The sequence below is a fragment of the Gluconobacter sp. P1D12_c genome (assembly GCF_018812105.1).
In the GTDB taxonomy this organism is placed as follows: Bacteria; Pseudomonadota; Alphaproteobacteria; order Acetobacterales; family Acetobacteraceae; genus Gluconobacter; species Gluconobacter oxydans_A.
This window is the reverse complement of the sequence record NZ_JACSIQ010000005.1, coordinates 61,594-78,723: the sequence shown is the minus strand read 5'-3', so window position 1 is coordinate 78,723 and position 17,130 is coordinate 61,594. Positions and strand designations below refer to the sequence as shown.

Sequence of the window (17,130 nt, the reverse complement as noted above, 5' to 3'; positions counted from 1 at the left end):
CCGCAGCAAAATTTGGGGGGATGTATAAGATTGGAATGTCTGAACATTCAGCTTCGTTCAAAACGCTGGGCACAAACAGAAAATTCCAGCTCTGAGACCGTACAAAATACGGTCAAAGCTGGATATCCGTGTCATTTCATGTTGAGAAATGTGCCTGTAAGCTTTTGAAAAGCTTGGTGTCCCGTACGGGATTCGAACCCGTGTTGCCGCCGTGAAAGGGCAGTGTCCTAGGCCTCTAGACGAACGGGACTGGAGGCGTGAGCGGGTGTATAAGGGGGTTCATTTGTGCCGTCAAGCACTTGAAACGTCAGAAATGAAAAAAGTTAGATTTTGTCGTTCCTGCCAGGTTTCCACCCTCAAATGCCCTGCCAGATGCAACAGCGGCATCGTCCGATCTTCCAGCAACGGGACAAATGGTTTGTCTCCCGCACGGAAGACAAGTGCCTTCAGGCGTGTCCCGCCGTCTTCCCCCTGGAACATCACGCGCAGGGTGTTTCCGTCCTTGCCAATGCGATCAGTCTTGACGCATCGCACATTGCTGATTGCCAGAACGGGCTCTTCATTGCCGGGTCCAAAAGGAGCCAACCGCGCAAGCTGAGCAGCGACTTCAAGCGAGGCTCCTCTGAGTGTGGTGAGGCCATCGATCCTTAATGCGTCCTGAACCGGAAGAGCGCGTGCTTCGGAAAGCGTGTTATCCAGTAGTTCATGGAATGTGGCAGCATTGTCTGCTTCCAGCGAGAAGCCGGCAGCCATGGCATGGCCACCACCGGTCAGAAGAAGCCCGGACTGTCTGGCCGCGATGATTGCAGCACCGATATCCAGTCCAGGAACCGAGCGGGCAGATCCTTTAATAATTCCGTCCGCGAGAGCGCCGACCAAAGCCGGACGATTGAAACGTTCTTTCAGCCGCCCCGCAACAATGCCCACAACACCTGGGTGCCAGGTTTCACCATGCAGAAAGATCACCGCATGATTGGCTTCGATCTGCTGTTCAGCCTGCTCCATAGCCTGAGCAAGAATGCCAGCTTCGACGCTCTGACGTTGCCGGTTTACGTTATCCAGCTCATCCGCAAGAGCACGAGCCTCCACGACGTCTTCGGAGAGCAGAAGTCGCAAACCAAGATTGGCCTTGGCAATGCGGCCTCCCGCGTTGATGCGTGGCCCCAGAGCGAAGCCACAAGCCATCGCGCTGGCTTCTTCCTTCACGCCCGCCACAGAAGACAGTGTGGCTAATCCCAGGCGCTCTCCACGCGCCATGACGCGCAAACCCTGCATGACGAGTGCACGGTTCAGCCCGGTAAGAGGCATGACGTCACAGATCGTGGCAAGGGCCGCGAGATCCAGACGCTTAAGAAGGTCAGGGGCAACGCGTCCATCCGTAAACCAGCCGTCTCGCCGAAGAAGACGTACGGTGGCGACCATGGTCAGGAAAGCGACAGCGGTTGCGCAGATTGCGCCAAGACCAGAAGTGCAGTCGAGGCGGTTCGGGTTAACGACAATGCCGTTCGGCAGGATCGAGCCATCCGGCTTGTGATGATCAAGGACAATGACGTCCGTTTGGCCGTGAAAGCCGTTCAGAATGTCGATCGCAGCTGTGCCGCAATCAATGCAGACGAGCAGGGTTGCGCCCTCGGAGACCAGTTTTTCGAGTGCTGGCGTGTTGGGGCCGTAGCCCTCGGTCATGCGGTCTGGGATGTGTGTGCTGACGGTACAGCCAAGTTCCCGGAGGGTGTCACAGATGAGCGCTGTGCCGCAGGCTCCATCCACATCGTAGTCGCCAAAGAGGCCGATATGTTCACGCTTGCGGACGGCTTGAGCAAGTCTGTCAGCAGCTTTGTCCATATCCTGCAGGCAGGAAGGGTCGGGCATAAGATCCCGCAGGCGCGGGTCCAGAAAGGAGGCTGCTTCCGTGGCTGTGACACCACGGGCAGTCAGGATACGGGCCAGAAGTTCCGGAATGGCTGCTCTTTGAGCCATTCCAAGGGCAAGGCGGTTATCCGCCTCTGCCAGACGTGGATCGCGCCAGATCCACCGACGGTTGCCTGCGCTGCGGGATACGCCGAGTACCAGGCCCGTATCGTCTTCTAACATGCTACTCCATTCAGGATGGTCGATTTGTCTTCAGGCTGAAGTCGTGATGGCTCTCAATATAGCGAACTGTGCCAGATTTTGAACGCATAACGATCGAATGCGTCTTGGCGCGGGTTGGGCTGACCCGTTCCACACCCCTCAGCAGAGAGCCGGTGGTGACGCCTGTAGCGCTAAACAAAACGTGACCGGCGGCCATGTCGTGCAAACCAAGAAGACGCGTTGGGTCTTTGCCGTCAGCCATCTCGCGGGCGCGTTCACGCTGTGCATCGTCTTCAAACAGGAGGCGCCCCTGCATCTGACCATTCATGCAACGGATTGCGGCTGCTGCCAGAACACCCTCAGGAGCACCGCCGGAACCAGCGTACAGATCCACACCACCGCCATCGATACAGGTAGCGATCGCCGCAGCAACGTCACCGTCGCTGAGAAGCTGAACGCGGGCACCAGCCTGACGGGCACGGGCAATCAGTTCTTCATGGCGTTCACGGTCCAGCGTACAGAGAACGAGGTCTGATACGTCGCGCTTCTTGGCTTTCGCAAGGTTACGCAGGTTTTCTTCGATGGAAGAGTCCAGATTGACGACATCGTCCGGCAGGTCCGGCCCGACGACAATCTTTTCCATATAGATGTCTGGGGCGTGCAGGAACTTGCCGCGCTCGGCGAGGGCGACCACCGTAATGGCATTCGGCAGGCTCTTGGCACACAGGTTCGTGCCCTCAAGCGGATCGACCGCGATGTCCATGGCTGGGCCGCCGGAGCCGACCTTCTCACCGATGTAAAGCATCGGTGCTTCGTCCATCTCGCCTTCGCCAATGGTGACGACGCCATCAATGGCAACCGTATCAAAGGCGGCGCGCATGGCCTGAACAGCCGCACCATCGGCGTCGTTCTTCAGGCCGCGGCCTGTCCAGCGGTCAGAGGCAATGGCGGCCGCTTCCGTGACGCGGACAAGCTCCAGCGCCAGGTTGCGGTCAGTTACGCGGTAGGGAAGAACATTTGTAGGATCGATCACTGGAGAGAATCCTCGATCTTGAGCACCAGGGGAGCTCCCTTAACAACAGGGAGCGCGGAAAGTGCTGTGATAGCTGCAGAAATAGCCTTTTCTGGGGCCTGATGAGTCACCAGGGCCAGATATGCACGTCCCGCTGCAGCATCATGTTGCGAGACAAAGTGCACGGAAACATCATGGTCCCGGAGAACCGATGTCAGATCAGCCATGACACCCGAGCGATCTTCCACATCCAGACGAATATAGAAGGCGCTCTTCAGTTCCCCGAGGCTGGTGCAGGCAACGGGGGCTGGTGTGTTCCTGACGCCCCAGACCGGAAGGTCTGCACCACGGGCCAGATCGATCAGGTCTGCTACCACGGCGCTGGCTGTCGGGCCTTCGCCCGCTCCCCGGCCGGAAATGGTGATAGGACCACTGAACGGGCCTTGTGTGGTGACGGCATTGAATACCCCTTCCACGGCGGCGATGGCTGCCTTGGCGGGGACCAGACATGGGCGAACCCACGCCTCGATCCCGCTGTCTTTGCTGGCACGAGCCATGCCGAGCAGTTTGATACGGTATCCCAGTTCGTTGGCGAACGTCAGATCCGCCGCTGTCACATCTCGGATACCGTGGACAGGAAGAGTGTCAAATGCGATGGGCTGAAACGCGATGCCGGCGAGGATGGCCAGCTTGTGAGCCGTGTCCCATCCGTCCACATCCGTGGAAGGCTCAGCTTCCGCATAGCCTTTGGCCTGAGCTTCGGTCAGAACATCTCCGAAATCCCGGCCAGTCGTGCGCATTTCCGTGAGGATATAGTTGCAGGTGCCGTTCAGGATGCCACCCACGCTGTGGAGACGATCTGCAGCCAGACCTTCACGCACAAGTTTGATGGCGGGAATGCCTCCAGCAACAGCGGCTTCGAACAGGAGAGGCGCACTATTTTCGGCTGAAAGGCGTGTCAGTGCGGAACCATGCAGGGCGACCAGAGCCTTGTTGGCGGTCACAACAGGCAAACCACGCGTGAGTGCCGTTTCTACCATGTCATGCGCCGGGCCTTCAGAGCCGCCGATCAGTTCGACAACAACGTCGATCTCCGGGTCCTGAGCAACGGATACGGCGTCGTCATGCCAGCGGGTGGTAGACAGATCGACGCCGCGATCCTTGCTTTTGCTGCGCGCTGTAACCGCCACAACTTCGATCGGGCGGCCAGCGCGGGCGGTGATCGTTTCAGCGTTCTCCCGCAGGAGACGAATGACGCCGACACCGACAGTCCCAAGTCCGGCCAGTCCGATCCGCAGTGGTTTCACGATGATGCAGCTCCAAGAAGGTCAGCGGTCGATGCGCCGGCACCGTGCCGGCTCATGAAGCTCTTGATGGCCCGCGTCGCCTGACGCAGCCGCTGAGTATTTTCAACAAGTCCGATCCGGACGAACCCTTCGCCATATTCGCCAAAGCCCAGGCCGGGTGCGACGGCCACGCCAGCTTCTTTCAGCAGGAGCTTGGAAAATTCCACGCTCCCCATGTCAGCGAAAGCGGGGGGAATAGGGGCCCATGCGAACATGGATCCGGCGGGGGCAGGAACGTCCCAGCCAGCAGCGCTCAGGCCGCGCAGCAGAACGTCTCGGCGATCTTTATACATGGCACGGATGTCCGACACGTAATCCTGTGGGCCATTTAGAGCCGCTACAGATGCCACCTGAATTGGCGTGAAAGCACCGTAGTCCAGATACGATTTAATGCGTGTCAGGGCCTGAATCAGCTTCGGATTGCCAACGGCAAAGCCCATGCGCCAGCCCGCCATGGAATACGTCTTGGACATGGAGGTGAACTCCACGGCCACATCCTTCGCGCCTGGTACGGCCAGCAAAGATGGCGGCGGTTCATCTGCGTTGAAATAGATCTCGCTATAGGCGAGGTCCGACAGGATCCAGATGTTTTCCCGGCGCGCGAAGGCCACGATTTCCTTGTAGAAATCGAGATTAGCGACGAATGCCGTCGGGTTGGACGGGAAGTTGACGATCAGCGCGGTCGGCTTCGGAACGGAGTGACGCACGGCGCGGTCCAGCGCGCGCAGCATGTCCTCATCCGGTGTGGCTGGAATGGAGCGGACGGACGCGCCTGCGATGATGAACCCGAACTGATGGATAGGATAGGACGGGTTCGGCACGAGGATCGTGTCACCGGGGCTGGTGATGGCGGCGGCCAGATTGGCCAGACCTTCCTTGGATCCCAGCGTTGCGATGACTTCCGTTTCCGGGTCAACAGAAACGTTGAAGCGCCGCTCATAGTAGTTCGCCATGGCGCGGCGCAGACCGGGAATACCGCGGCTCACAGAATAGCCATGCGCGCGCGGGTCACCCACGGTTTCGACCAGCTTCTGCACGACATGAGCCGGCGGAGCACTGTCCGGATTGCCCATGCCAAGATCAATGATGTCCTCACCGGCCGCTCGCGCGGTAGCCTTGGCCTTGTTCACTTCAGCGAACACGTAGGGCGGCAGGCGGCGGATGCGGTGGAACTCTTCGGTCATGACCAGCTCAGGATGAGAAGATTAAGGGAGGAGGCACGATAGACAGGTTTTTCCGTAAGAGGAACAGTCCTTTACGGGGGTATGGCGCAGAGAAGGGCTCAGCCTCCAATCCGTACGCGGACACCGTCCCCAATGGCTTCCGCATGAATGCTGATGTCAGACGCCGGAACACCTCTTTTGACAAGAGCATCAGCTACGGTCCGGGCACGCAGAAGGCCCAGAGAGATTTCTCTCGCCTGATCTGCGGCGGAGAGCCCCGCATCCGCACTCATGGCTGCCCCAAAGCCCAGAATCGTCACCTTCTGCTTGCCGCGATGGGATAGCAGGCGCTGGTAATCTCCAGACGGGTCGCCCACCACATGATCTGTGGAAGGCTGAAAGCGGATCAGCGTTCCTTCGGGCGTGGAGCTATCAATATCCGGGCGAAGCGGGCCGCTCAGATTGGCGTCCATTGGAATATCAAAGCCAGGGAACTGGGGTGGCGGTGGCGGTAATGCGCCAATCTGCGGATATTCCCCGGGAGGTGTCGGCGGGATCGATTTGGCGATGACGGGAGGAAGCTCTGCTTCTGGCTGCTTCTGCTGGTCAGACTTTACAATCTTCACCGGTGCGGGCGCCTTGGCGGGTGTTACGGGCGTGCTTGTCGCCGTATCTGTTGCGGCGGCATCCTGAGCAGGTTGCCCGGCAGAGGTCATGGTCAGGCTGTTTTGTTCGTCTGAGTCCGTGCCCGTTGGATTAACGGCGGAAGGGGCTGTCCGGGGAGGTGGTGGTGGCGCTACCGGCAACGTGCCGCGTGCTGCGGTTTCACGCTGGGCAAGATTGCGCTGAGCCTCAAGCTGCATCGTGAGGTTGATGCGGGCTTCCGGGGACGGCATTTCCGGCAGTTTCGTGGGGGTGCGCCCTACATGTGGGTAGGGCTCGTTCTGGCCCGGCGGAGGCGGACGCAGCTTGGCAATTTCTCCGCCTTCGAAGCTATGCCACCACCCGGCGGTCGTATCGACAGGGTCCTGATGCTGGCAGCCGGCAAAGAGGGGAGTGGCCAGCAGCAGCATGAACGGGATCTTTCCCGCATTTCTGCGCGTTACCGCTTTCCCGGGATGCGTCATGTTCCCTGAACCCACTGTGCCGTTCCTGCCTTCGCCAAATCTCTGAACAGGGCGGAGACTAGCCGTTCGTGATCGGGATGGCGAGACTTCGTCTTTCCCGGACTTGGCATGAAGGCAAACGAAGAGCAGGATAGGGGGATGAAGACGCACGATGGATCTGGAAACGACATGGACATCACCAGAATGACCCTTACCCGTCTGGACGACGAGCCCGATGCCCCAGAGGCCCCGGAAGACGACAACAAGACGCTGAACAGCCCGATCAGCGAACTCGAAAGCCGCCTGTTCGACCAGCGCAAGGTTCTGATCTTTGGTGGGATCAACGACAAGATCGCCCGTGACGTGACGGGGCGCCTTCTGGCGCTGGCCGGTTCGTCCGACAAGCCGATCGACGTCTATGTGAATTCCCCGGGTGGACATGTGGAGAGTGGCGACACCATCCATGACATGATCCGCTTCGTGGATTCGATTGCGCCCATCAATATGATTGGTACTGGCTGGGTCGCCTCCGCTGGTGCGCTGATCTATGCAGCGGGGCGCCCGGAGCGTCGCGTCTGCCTGCCGAATACGCGGTTCCTGCTTCATCAGCCGATGGGCGGTGTGCGCGGTCCGGCAACGGATATCGACATTGAAGCCCGTGAGATCATCAAGATGCGTGAGCGTCTGAACCGGATTTTCGCCAAGGAAACGGGACAGACGTACGAGAAGGTCGCCAAGGATACGGACCGCAACTACTGGATGTCCGCGAAGGAAGCGATCGACTACGGGCTTGTTCACCGTATCATCCATTCCGCGACCGACCTGAAGTAAAACTACAAGCTCCAAGGGGCACGGCGTGCCGCAGGGCACGCCGCGAAGACTATCATGAAAAGCCTGGCCGAAATCTATTCCCACCTTCCCGACGCACCGTCGGAGAAGACGCTTGAGCGCGTCGATTATGAAGCGCGCCACTGGAGCAGCCCAATCAAGGGGCCTCTCAAGCCGGGAACGGAAGAGCACAAGAAGGCTGTCGCGCAGATGTTCCGCGACACGTTCAATCCGTACAAGCCCTCAGTCATTGACTGGCCGGAACTTGATCCGGAAACGCTGCATCGCATCACGTCCCTGCCAATCTGGGATATTGCTGTTCAGACCGAAGGCAAGGCACGCCTCCGTATGGCCGCCTATGCGGCGATGATTGATGACCCGGACATGAAGGACGCTCTGTCCCGCAATGCCTGGGAAGAAAATCGCCATAAGGAAGTTCTGACCAAGCTGGTTGAAGCCTACAAAATTCCGATGGCGCCTGAGCCTCCCTATGTGGAGCCGAAAGACACGGAATGGGCCTACCTGGTGACGGGCTTCTCTGAATGTGTGGACAGTTTCTTTGCCTTTGGCCTGTTTGCCCTGGCTGAGCGCGCAGGGCTTTTCCCGCCGGAACTGATCGAGACATTTGAGCCTGTGATGCAGGAAGAATGCCGGCACATTCTGCTGTTTGCGAACTGGCTGGCCTGGCATCGGGCAACAATGCCGTTCTGGAAGCGCCCATGGTTTGAAGCGCGTGTTATCGGCGTCTGGATCTTCCTGGCGTATGAGCGCATGGGCTTGGCGCGCAGCATCGACGAGAGCGGTGAAGAGTACACGCAGGACAATAATTTTACGGTCACCGGGGCCAAGGACATGACGAATATGGACGTCAATGTTCCTGACCTGATGCAGCTCTGCCTTGATGAGAATGACCGCCGCTTTGCGGGCTATGATCCGCGGTTGCTTCGGCCCACAACCACTCCGGCCATTGCGAGAGCGATTATCAAAGGAGCAAAGACATGGGCATGTCTACGCAGCAAGCTATGCCCCGCGAAGTCTGCCTCGTGAAATAATTTTTGGAACTTCGGAAGACCAAAAGGATCAGGTTCGCCTGATCCTTTTTTTATGCCCTGTTTCAGGTCTTTAATCTGCCGGAGGGCCCATAGCTATCAGGTCTATGCCTTGTAAGGCTTTGGGCTGAAGACAGGGCAAGAAAGCGTTTCTTAAATCTGATATTGGCTTTTCTGTATTCCAACAGACAAAAAAAGAGGCCCCTTGTCGGAGCCTCTTTTTGCTGAAATCAATCTTCAGTTGATGCGTCGTCGTCACTCTCTGGGCCTGTCATCATGGCTTCTGCCACGACCCCGGCTTCAGAACGTACGCGACGCTCGATTTCCTGCGCCATTTCAGGATGGTCTCGCAGGAACTGTTTGGCGTTTTCACGTCCCTGACCAATGCGCTGGCTGTCGAAAGAGAACCATGCGCCGGATTTCTCGACGATGTTCGCTTTCACGCCCAGATCAAGAAGCTCACCGACCTTACTGATGCCTTCACCGTACATGATGTCGAACTCAACCTGACGGAACGGCGGGGCCATCTTGTTCTTGACCACTTTGACGCGCGTCTGGTTGCCAACGACTTCATCTTTGTCCTTGATGGAGCCGATGCGCCGGATATCAAGACGAACGGAAGCGTAGAACTTCAGCGCGTTACCGCCGGTTGTGGTCTCCGGGTTGCCGAACATCACGCCAATTTTCATGCGGATCTGGTTGAGGAAGATGACCAGTGTGTTCGACCGTGAGACGGTTCCGGTCAGCTTGCGCAGGGCCTGACTCATGAGGCGGGCATGAAGGCCGACGTGGCTGTCGCCCATATCGCCTTCGAGTTCTGCCCGGGGGACCAGCGCGGCCACTGAGTCCACAACCAGAACATCAATGGCGCCGGAACGAACCAGAGTATCGACGATTTCCAGCGCCTGCTCACCGGCATCCGGCTGGCTCAGCAGAAGGTCATCGACGTTAACGCCGAGCTTCTTGGCATATCCAGGGTCAAGCGCATGTTCCGCGTCAATAAAGGCGACTGTACCGCCCTTTTTCTGTGCTTCAGCCAGAACATGCAGTGCCAGCGTGGTTTTGCCCGAGCTTTCCGGCCCGTAAATTTCGACAACGCGGCCGCGGGGCATGCCGCCAATTCCGAGAGCGATATCAAGCCCCAGGGAACCGGTTGAAATAACGTCAGCCTGCTCTTTCGGGCGCTGGCCCATCCGCATGATCGACCCTTTGCCGAACGCACGCTCGATCTGGCTGAGAGCGCCTTCAAGCGCCTTGGTCTTGTCCATTCAATCCTCGTAATCGTTCATGGCTGGTGGGTAGGAACACGATAGACCTTGCTACGCCCCCCGCATAGGAGGGCACCTCTCACCGGAGAGAATTTCATCGTGTTCTGAGGTGTCGTGTTCACAAATGTTCTGGTCACCATATCATGAGAACAAGAGGCTTCGCCAAGGGGGTAGCATTAGAAAAAAGAAGATTCTTTTTATCGGATCGGAGAATGGTTGCCGGCTGGCCTTCTGAGTTTCCATACATAAGCAATGACTGCGGCCACGACCTTGAAATGCTCTGCCGGAATTTCACTTTCGAGAGGCAAGGGATAAAGAGCGCGGGCCAAAGGAGGATTCGCTACGATGGGTACGCGGTGGTCCTGTGCTAGCTCTCGAATGCGCGCGGCTACGTCGTCAACACCTTTGGCAACGATCTTAGGGGCACTTGATGCGCCCTTTTCATAAACGAGTGCGACGGCATAGTGCGTTGGATTGGTCACAATGACCGTGGCGGTTTTTACGGCGTCCATCATGCGCTGCCTGGCCACCTTGGCGCGCATGGCTTTCAATTTGCCTTTAACGTGCGGATCGCCTTCAGTATTTCGGTATTCTTCCTTGAGCTCTTCCCGGCTCATTTTGAGTTTGGCTGTGTGCCGAAAGCGCATCCAGAAGATGTCGCCTCCAGCAATCATAAGTTGAGCCAAAATCATGCCTGTGGCGCCACTGAGCCCCAGACGAATAACAGTCGTCAGAATGGCGCTTGCGTTGAGGCCTGTCATACTCCGGGCGTCAGGGATAATGCCTTTCGCCAGGTGCCAGAGTACGGTTACGAAAATCAGCAGTTTGACGAGGGCTTTGCATGTATCCGGCAAGGTGCCGCCGCCCAAAATCCTTTTAAGACCTCCCATAGGAGAGGCGCGGGACATCTTGGGGAGTAATGATCCGGGATGAATCAGAAAGCCGGTTTGCAGGAAGCCCACACCTAGCGTGAGTGCCGTGATGAGCCCTGCTACGGGAAGGGCGAGTGCAAGCCCTGCGGTGATGGTGTGTTGCGTTGTGGAAAGAAGGCCGCCCTGTACCATCGAAATGGTTCCGGCATTGTCCATGAGACTTTTCATGCTGTGCACAAAGTTGGGCACCAAAAACGGAAGAAGCGCGAAAATACCCAGGAGGCCGCCGAGCAGGACAGTAAAGCTCATGGCTTCCCGAGAAAGAACGATTTGTCCGTCGTCTCGGGCTTTCTGGAGCCTTTGTTGCGAAGGGGCTTCTGTTCTGTCTTCTGCGTCTGCCACGCGTCAAAGCCCTGGCAGTGCGCGGAGCACATCGAAAGCCTGTCCTTGCCAGACTGTCAGCATAGCCTGAAGTGTTAACCCCAGGAGCGCAATGCCTCCCAACATTTGTAAAGGGTTGGCGGCATTATAAATTTGCAGATTTGGGAGCAGCCTCGTCATGATCCCGAGCATCATTTCCCAGACGAGCGACAGGATCAGAAATGGAGCGCTAAGCTCTAGCCCAAGGGAAAATGCCTTACCCGTCATCTGAATAATACTGCGCGCCGCATCTCCCAGAATGGGCCAGTGTGGAACTGCAGCATGGTTCATGAGCGCCCCTCCCGGCGGAATGAGGCTGTAGCTGCCAATTACTGCGTGAATTGGCAAAAGGTAGGCACCGGTGATCAACAGGATCAGAGGGGCGAGCAGATTCATGAAGCGTGCGGGCGCTGAGCTACTGGAGCCAAGGTCGGGGTCTGGCTGGAGCACGCTGGAAATACCAATGAACATGGCGATCATCTGACCAGCAATAGGGAGCGCCATCGTAATCAGGCGTGCAATCCATCCGATCAGAAGGCCAGCGAAGAGCTCCACAGATATCATTCCTGCGAGCGCTATCGGGCCGAGCGTGTCGAGCTGCGAAGTGTTCAGCAAAGGGAGGACCAAGGGAAGGATCAGGAAGGTAAGCGTCAGGGCAATTCCTGCTCTGATCATCATGGGGAGTGACTGTTCCCCCAGCCCTGGCATCACCATGACCGTTGCACCCGTTCGGCAAAGAACCAGCACAAACGCCAAGGCCCATTCTGTCAGAGCCTGTCCGGACAGATCCGTTGGAAAAGGAAACGATGTCACGTTGTTCCGACGAGAATGAGCTGATCAAACAGATGTCGCGTGAACGTCAGCAGGGTTGCCGTCATGAAGGAGCCTGCCATCATCATGACAACACCGATGGCGATCACTTTGGGGACAAAGGACAATGTGCTCTCATTCAGCTGCGTGACGGCTTGAAAGAGTGACACCAACAGGCCAACGGCCAGCGCAGTGAGGAGAGCCGGAGCGCTCAGTTTGAGGGCGACAATGAAGGTCTGCTCCAGAATCGCGCCCAGATCGATTGCCTGCATTGGTCAGATCGTCATTTTCATAACGTCCTGGTACGCCTGCACCATTCGGTCTCGAAGGACCGTGGACGTCTGAAGCGCGAGCTGGGCGTTGGATACGGCTGTGACGATCTGGGTCATGTCCCCGCCGCCATGCAGTCCGGCAGCAGACTGTGCTTCTGCATCATGGCCAGTGTTGATGACGCTGCTGACCGCCTGCGACATGACAGAGCCGAAATCGCCCGAGGCAGCCGTGCCATCAGGAACGTCGTCCGTCACTCCTGTCTGAAAGCGGCTCTGAAGGCTTTGGGCATATGCGCTATGCGCTTGGGAAAGAGACGTGATCATGAGTTATTTCAACAGGTCCAGTGTGCGGGACAGCATGGTACGGGTGCTTTGCATGGTGTTGAGGTTGGCTTCGTACGAGCGTTCAGCTTCGCGCATGTCCATCATCTCCACCATTGAATCCACGTTGGAAATTTTCACATAGCCCTGTGCATTGGCCGCTGGATGAGACGGGTCATACTTCGTCTGGAAATCAGACATGTCCCGGCCGATTTCCTGTACATCGACTGTGGAAAGATCAGTGTCATTGTCCACGTGTTCTGCGAAAGTAATGGTTTTTCGTCGGTAAGGATCCGCGCCGGGTGTGGAGCCTGTCGTGTCTTGGTTGGCAAGGTTTTCTGCCACAATCCGCAGACGCTGGGCCTGAGCATCCATCCCGCTGGCAGAAATGCCGATGGTGTTGGAGAGGTTCATGGGTCGCTCCCCTTATTTGCCGAGAACTGTCTGAAACATGCTCATGTATTTTCCGTAGATATTGACTGCGAGATGCTGCTGGTCGCTCACGTCTGCTACCTGTTCCATCTGCTGATCGAGGGAAACCTGGTTGCCATCCAGAGACTGCTCGGTTTCAACGTCTTGCACATGCGTGACGGAGGCTGATGAGCCGATATGTTGAGGCTGCGTCGCCGTGGGTGTGATCTCGAACTGGCTTAATGCCGCTTCAAAAGGGGAGACATCCTTGGGCGTGTAATCAGGGGTATCTGCATTGGCGATGTTACCTGCAAGAACCTGCTGACGCGCCTGAAGCCAGTTCAGACGGTCCTGACCAAGGGCAAACAGGTTTGTGCCACTGGTCGCTGTGGTGTCCGTGTTGCGCATTGCTGCAGTTTCCCTCCATGCAGAACCCTGTTTCGGCCCGATAGAGTTGATCATGGCGGAAAGTGCTTAATGAATGGTTGATAGCATCCATGATTCTCTGGCTTCCGATGATAATCGGGCGCGTGATGAGCAGAATTCCAGCCGCTATTAGGCGTCTATTAATCTTTGTCCGGCACTCTTTTCCAAAGTGAAGGAAATACGGTGCCATGACCCTCCATGACGGTTTAACTGCCTGTTCGGCGTTAATGTTCATAATAGTGCTTCTTGTCGGTCTGAAGCCTTTGCTGAAGGCCGTCCGCTCCCGCCAGGGAGGGTATGGAAAGTCCGGTGCCGGGTTGTCTCTTGTGGGACAGATGGCCTTGGATCGCACCCGGCGACTTTCAGTCATACGGTACGGTAGCCGCGAAGTTCTGGTTTTGACTGGTGGCAGTCAGGATGTGCTGCTTGAATGGCATGGTGACAGAGCCAGTTTTGCTGCAGCGCTGGAGGAGGCCTCGTGAAGTCCTGCCTTCTCCTTTTTGCACTCCTGCTCTGTCTGTTGTGCCCGCATCTGGCATATGCTCAGGCCGTCAGCATTGATCTGGGGCAGTCCGGCGGGGCTGGAACGACCAGCAGGCTGGTGCAGCTCAGTGCTCTCATCACCGTTTTGTCGCTTGCCCCCAGTCTTCTGGTGATGGTGACAGCCTTTACGCGGATCGTGATTGTGTTGTCGTTGCTGAGAAGCGCACTCGGCGCGCAGGGCACGCCGCCGAACACCGTTCTGATCGGGTTGGCGCTTTTTCTGACGTTATTTGTGATGCAGCCAACGCTTCAGAAATCCTGGGATACAGGCATTGCTCCCATGATGGCGGGGCAGGTTGGTGAGATGGAAGGGTTAAGCCGGTCTGCGCAGCCTTTTCATGATTTCATGGCTGCTACGGCACGGCCTGCAGACATTTCAACCTTTCTGGACATTGCCCATGAAAAGCCGCCTCAAAAAATTGAGGACACACCGTGGCGTGTTCTGGTGCCGGCTTTCATGATTGGAGAGCTGCGGCGCGGTTTTGAAATGGGATTTCTGCTGTATCTGCCATTCCTCGTCATCGATCTCGTTGTTTCGAGTGTCTTGATGAGCCTTGGCATGATGATGCTCCCCCCCAGCACAGTGTCTTTGCCCTTCAAACTGATCTTCTTTGTGATCGTCGATGGCTGGTCACTGGTGGCGGGGAGCCTTGTAAGAAGCTTTACCGGGTAATCAGTTCGTTGTTCCGGCGGCAAGGCCTGCGCCGCGCGGATCGGTGTTTCCGTGGCAGTTATTGCCGTCAGTGCACGTTACTGCGTTGACGCGACCTGCGCCGGAATGGGCAATTTCTGCCCCCTGAGTTGCAGCTCGTGCCGCATCGCCCACAGCATCCGCAGCGTCATTCTGGCCAGACGCCGCAATCGCAGCCTTCAATCCGCGACGGTCTCTCAGAATTGCCGCCGCGAGGAGGGGGCGAGGTGTCGCGGCGGGAGATGCACCAAGCACGATGCCCGTGCTGCCAGCGATACGGCCTGTTCCAAACAGATTGTTCTCGCTCAGGCTGCAGGCAACGGCCATGCCATTACGGTCCGTGACGACAAAGGATGTGGAGGCTGGAAGTGCAGGAAGAGCGCTACCTCCTGTCTTGCCGTTATCCAGAGCTGCCTGTGCGGCAGCGACATCCGTTGCGCCCGAAGCGCGCCAGGCGCTGACAGCGCCCTGGGCAGATGAACCGGTCGTATAGCGAATGGCTGCGCCAAGGCCGCCATCAGCGGGTGGAGCAAGGAACGAAGCGCTGATGCCGTTTGCTTGTGTGGTGAGAGCAACCGTCTCGACCGGCAGCGTTCTGCGTAGATCGCTGGTGTTGAGACCTCCACCAGCTTTTTGAGCGGCTGTGCTGTAAACGTCCGCCAAGGCACCGTTATACAAATCGCCAACGCCTGCTGACCGAACACGCTCCAGAAAGCCAGCCAGACGAGGCTGGATCAGAGTATCGCCAGAAGTCAGGGTTCCAGCTTCGCCACGACCGAAGATTGCCCGTGCATTTTCGTCAGCCAGAAGGGCAGTGCGTACGACCGCCAGATCAGAGGCAAGAGCCCGGCTCACGGTGATGCCGTTGCTGGCAAGGTTCATCGAGGGGGCGATCAGGTCGTTGAATTCAACCGAGCCATAATGGTGATGGATCAGGAACAGGCCGCGAAGCGTTGCAGGCGTGGACGCCGGGCGATTGCCACCTGCACTGCTACCAGCAGCGGGGAGGAAACTGATGCTCTGCGCAGAGGCGCCGGGCTGGGATATGAGGCATGCGCCTCCACCGCCCAGAGACGCGCGGGAGGGAAGGGTCACACCAAGGGCAATGGCTGTGGCCACTGCGGCGTCTGCAGCATTGCCTTTGCGTGCCAGAACATCGTGCCCGACAAGTGCTGCCTGTGGTTCATCAGCGACCACTGTGCCGATGCTGCCTGTGAGAGCCGGGGCAGGAGCTGTGCCCACGAGGGACGTGAAGCCAGGAATGCTTGAGCAGGCAGTCAGCAGGAGCCCTGAGGCTACCGAAGCCAGAAGGTGGAACGACACGCGGCCTGCCTTACGGGAGCCGCGGAGGGAAATCTGGTTTCGACGGTGCGCCACCTGGCGTTTCTCCACTATCTGGTCTCGGGTCCGGCAAGTGAGATGCTCCCCATTCGGAAGAGACCTCACATTCAGTTTGCTCAGTCATAACGGTAATCCCTCTGTTGTGGGAGAGGTCTTGGGCGCTTCTCTTTGTGACAGTCTTTCATTAATGGCCGCGGACAGTTACGGTGCCGCGTCTTCTGCAATCCGGAGCCTTCTGTGAAACATCGCCTGTCCGCAACGGTTTTCGCCGTTTTTGCTGCGCTTTCTTCCTACGGGAATGCTGCGATGGCCGCTTCGGGAAGCCCCTCAGAAAACTTTACGCCTGCACAGCGTGCCGAAGTGGTTCAGATCCTTCGGCAGGCTCTGAAGGAAGATCCTTCCATTCTGACGGACGCCATCCGCTCCCTGCGAGAGAAAGCGGAGCAGCAGAAGCAGGATTCGGCTCTTGAGGCTGTAAAAACGCATCTGCATGATCTGCAGACGGCTCCTGACTATGCTGTTCGCGGTAATCCGCACGGAAAAATTACCGTGGTGGAATTCTTTGATCCGCGCTGCTCGTACTGCCGGGCCATGATGCCGGAAGTTGATCGTTTTCTGGCCCGTCATCCAGATGTCCGTCTGGTTGAAAAGGTTATTCCAGTTCTGGGAAGCGGAAGCGTGCTGGATAGCCGGGCTATTTTCGCTGCCAGCGCGCAGGGGAAATATGACGTGATGCGTCAGGCCTTGATGGCAGATACCACCAAGCCGACCATGGAACGGATTGCGGAGCTTGCGAAGGCAAACGGTCTTGATGTCGATCGCCTGAAAGCAGATATGAGCTCACCTGCGACTGTCGCTCTGATTACGACCAATCTGGATCAGGGGCGTGCGATCAATCTTGACGGGACGCCGACGTTTATTTTCGGTTCGGCTGCCGTTGCTCCAGGTGCTCTTAATGAAGAGCAGATGGAAGCCTTCCTGGAGCAGGCTAGAAAGTCCTGAATCCTTAAGAGAAGCTCTTCGGTGCCGGAAGGGCCGTCGCAGGGAATGTGAAAAGCTTAAATTCCGGATCCTAATTAGTGCCGTAATTGAGTGCCATATGAACATGGAGGCGTTCTCGTGAAGATCGTCTTCCATGTAGAAATGCGGAAACTTCGCCACTGTCCGTTCACATGCGGACG

General features: G+C 57.5%; 18 protein-coding genes and 1 tRNA gene. 5 read left to right on the top strand and 14 right to left on the bottom strand.

The features are described 5' to 3' along the window. Positions 1-174: 174 nt before the first annotated feature. The 6 genes from KP705_RS07265 to KP705_RS07240 form a co-directional block, all read right to left on the bottom strand. Positions 175-250, bottom strand: a tRNA-Glu gene (locus KP705_RS07265). A 41-nt stretch (positions 251-291) separates the two neighbouring features. Beyond that, the gene (gene recJ / locus KP705_RS07260; protein ID WP_215764238.1) at positions 292-2,091 is read right to left on the bottom strand and encodes a single-stranded-DNA-specific exonuclease RecJ; all 1,800 of its coding nucleotides are present in this window, start codon (positions 2,089-2,091) and stop codon (positions 292-294) included. Positions 2,092-2,101: 10 nt separating this feature from the next. Then, positions 2,102-3,103 (bottom strand): class II fructose-bisphosphatase, encoded by a 1,002-nt coding sequence (gene glpX / locus KP705_RS07255; protein WP_215764237.1) that lies wholly within the window; start codon positions 3,101-3,103, stop codon positions 2,102-2,104. Further along, positions 3,100-4,389 carry a homoserine dehydrogenase gene (locus KP705_RS07250; RefSeq protein WP_215764236.1) on the bottom strand — a complete coding sequence of 430 codons (1,290 nt, stop codon included), beginning with the start codon at positions 4,387-4,389 and terminating at the stop codon, positions 3,100-3,102. Before KP705_RS07250 ends, glpX begins: the two co-directional genes overlap by 4 nt. Next, a complete protein-coding gene (locus tag KP705_RS07245; protein WP_215764235.1) occupies positions 4,386-5,612 on the bottom strand; it encodes an LL-diaminopimelate aminotransferase in 1,227 nt (408 codons plus the stop codon). The genes KP705_RS07250 and KP705_RS07245 overlap by 4 nt, the downstream gene beginning before the upstream one ends. 98 nt (positions 5,613-5,710) lie before the next feature. Continuing rightward, positions 5,711-6,718 (bottom strand): hypothetical protein, encoded by a 1,008-nt coding sequence (locus KP705_RS07240; protein WP_046900076.1) that lies wholly within the window; start codon positions 6,716-6,718, stop codon positions 5,711-5,713. A 168-nt stretch (positions 6,719-6,886) separates the two neighbouring features. On the opposite strand from KP705_RS07240, the gene KP705_RS07235 reads away from it, so the two are divergent. Both KP705_RS07235 and KP705_RS07230 read left to right on the top strand, forming a co-directional pair. Then, complete coding sequence (locus tag KP705_RS07235) at positions 6,887-7,528, top strand: ATP-dependent Clp protease proteolytic subunit (RefSeq protein WP_046900896.1); 642 nt, start codon at positions 6,887-6,889, stop codon at positions 7,526-7,528. A 54-nt stretch (positions 7,529-7,582) separates the two neighbouring features. Further along, positions 7,583-8,572 (top strand): ferritin-like domain-containing protein, encoded by a 990-nt coding sequence (locus KP705_RS07230; protein ID WP_215764234.1) that lies wholly within the window; start codon positions 7,583-7,585, stop codon positions 8,570-8,572. Between the two features lie 232 nt (positions 8,573-8,804). On the opposite strand, the gene recA is transcribed toward KP705_RS07230, so the two are convergent. From recA to flgB, 7 genes are all read right to left on the bottom strand, one after another. Continuing rightward, positions 8,805-9,842 (bottom strand): recombinase RecA, encoded by a 1,038-nt coding sequence (gene recA / locus KP705_RS07225; protein WP_046900074.1) that lies wholly within the window; start codon positions 9,840-9,842, stop codon positions 8,805-8,807. Positions 9,843-10,039: 197 nt separating this feature from the next. Beyond that, entirely contained in the window at positions 10,040-11,116 is a 1,077-nt protein-coding gene (locus KP705_RS07220; RefSeq protein WP_215764233.1) for a flagellar biosynthesis protein FlhB, read from the bottom strand. Positions 11,117-11,119: 3 nt separating this feature from the next. Continuing rightward, positions 11,120-11,947: a flagellar biosynthetic protein FliR gene (locus KP705_RS07215; protein WP_211504156.1), complete on the bottom strand. Its 828-nt coding sequence runs from the start codon at positions 11,945-11,947 to the stop codon at positions 11,120-11,122. After that, positions 11,944-12,216, bottom strand: a complete 273-nt coding sequence (locus tag KP705_RS07210) for a flagellar biosynthetic protein FliQ (protein ID WP_046900071.1) — start codon at positions 12,214-12,216, stop codon at positions 11,944-11,946. The genes KP705_RS07215 and KP705_RS07210 overlap by 4 nt, the downstream gene beginning before the upstream one ends. A gap of 3 nt (positions 12,217-12,219) precedes the next feature. Beyond that, positions 12,220-12,540 carry a flagellar hook-basal body complex protein FliE gene (locus tag KP705_RS07205; protein WP_046900070.1) on the bottom strand — a complete coding sequence of 107 codons (321 nt, stop codon included), beginning with the start codon at positions 12,538-12,540 and terminating at the stop codon, positions 12,220-12,222. 3 nt (positions 12,541-12,543) lie between these two features. Continuing rightward, a complete protein-coding gene (gene flgC, locus KP705_RS07200) occupies positions 12,544-12,951 on the bottom strand; it encodes a flagellar basal body rod protein FlgC (protein ID WP_215764232.1) in 408 nt (135 codons plus the stop codon). Between the two features lie 12 nt (positions 12,952-12,963). Beyond that, on the bottom strand, positions 12,964-13,356 hold the full coding sequence (gene flgB / locus KP705_RS07195; RefSeq protein ID WP_046900068.1) for a flagellar basal body rod protein FlgB: 393 nt from the start codon (positions 13,354-13,356) through the stop codon (positions 12,964-12,966). A 206-nt stretch (positions 13,357-13,562) separates the two neighbouring features. Here flgB and KP705_RS07190 point away from each other — a divergent pair, with 206 nt between their 5' ends. Both KP705_RS07190 and fliP read left to right on the top strand, forming a co-directional pair. Continuing rightward, the gene (locus tag KP705_RS07190) at positions 13,563-13,856 is read left to right on the top strand and encodes a flagellar biosynthetic protein FliO (RefSeq protein WP_064273702.1); all 294 of its coding nucleotides are present in this window, start codon (positions 13,563-13,565) and stop codon (positions 13,854-13,856) included. Beyond that, a complete protein-coding gene (gene fliP / locus KP705_RS07185; RefSeq protein WP_211499886.1) occupies positions 13,853-14,590 on the top strand; it encodes a flagellar type III secretion system pore protein FliP in 738 nt (245 codons plus the stop codon). Before KP705_RS07190 ends, fliP begins: the two co-directional genes overlap by 4 nt. On the opposite strand, the gene KP705_RS07180 is transcribed toward fliP, so the two are convergent. After that, positions 14,591-15,985: a gamma-glutamyltransferase gene (locus KP705_RS07180; protein WP_211516343.1), complete on the bottom strand. Its 1,395-nt coding sequence runs from the start codon at positions 15,983-15,985 to the stop codon at positions 14,591-14,593. It abuts the gene before it with no gap. Between the two features lie 201 nt (positions 15,986-16,186). Between KP705_RS07180 and KP705_RS07175 the strand changes: the two genes are divergently transcribed. Beyond that, positions 16,187-16,951 carry a DsbA family protein gene (locus tag KP705_RS07175; RefSeq protein ID WP_046900064.1) on the top strand — a complete coding sequence of 255 codons (765 nt, stop codon included), beginning with the start codon at positions 16,187-16,189 and terminating at the stop codon, positions 16,949-16,951. The last annotated feature ends 179 nt before the right edge of the window (positions 16,952-17,130 follow it).

Excerpts from the sequence above, each read along its gene's own strand:
- KP705_RS07205 (WP_046900070.1), bottom strand. The coding sequence starts at position 12,540 with ATGATCACGTCTCTTTCCCAAGCGCATAGCGCATATGCCCAAAGCCTT.
- KP705_RS07210 (WP_046900071.1), bottom strand. The coding sequence starts at position 12,216 with ATGCAGGCAATCGATCTGGGCGCGATTCTGGAGCAGACCTTCATTGTC.
- recJ (WP_215764238.1), bottom strand. The coding sequence starts at position 2,091 with ATGTTAGAAGACGATACGGGCCTGGTACTCGGCGTATCCCGCAGCGCA.
- KP705_RS07190 (WP_064273702.1), top strand. The coding sequence starts at position 13,563 with ATGACCCTCCATGACGGTTTAACTGCCTGTTCGGCGTTAATGTTCATA.
- KP705_RS07245 (WP_215764235.1), bottom strand. The coding sequence starts at position 5,612 with ATGACCGAAGAGTTCCACCGCATCCGCCGCCTGCCGCCCTACGTGTTC.
- KP705_RS07235 (WP_046900896.1), top strand. The coding sequence starts at position 6,887 with ATGGACATCACCAGAATGACCCTTACCCGTCTGGACGACGAGCCCGAT.
- flgC (WP_215764232.1), bottom strand. The coding sequence starts at position 12,951 with ATGAACCTCTCCAACACCATCGGCATTTCTGCCAGCGGGATGGATGCT.
- KP705_RS07230 (WP_215764234.1), top strand. The coding sequence starts at position 7,583 with ATGAAAAGCCTGGCCGAAATCTATTCCCACCTTCCCGACGCACCGTCG.
- flgB (WP_046900068.1), bottom strand. The coding sequence starts at position 13,356 with ATGCGCAACACGGACACCACAGCGACCAGTGGCACAAACCTGTTTGCC.
- recA (WP_046900074.1), bottom strand. The coding sequence starts at position 9,842 with ATGGACAAGACCAAGGCGCTTGAAGGCGCTCTCAGCCAGATCGAGCGT.
- KP705_RS07240 (WP_046900076.1), bottom strand. The coding sequence starts at position 6,718 with ATGACGCATCCCGGGAAAGCGGTAACGCGCAGAAATGCGGGAAAGATC.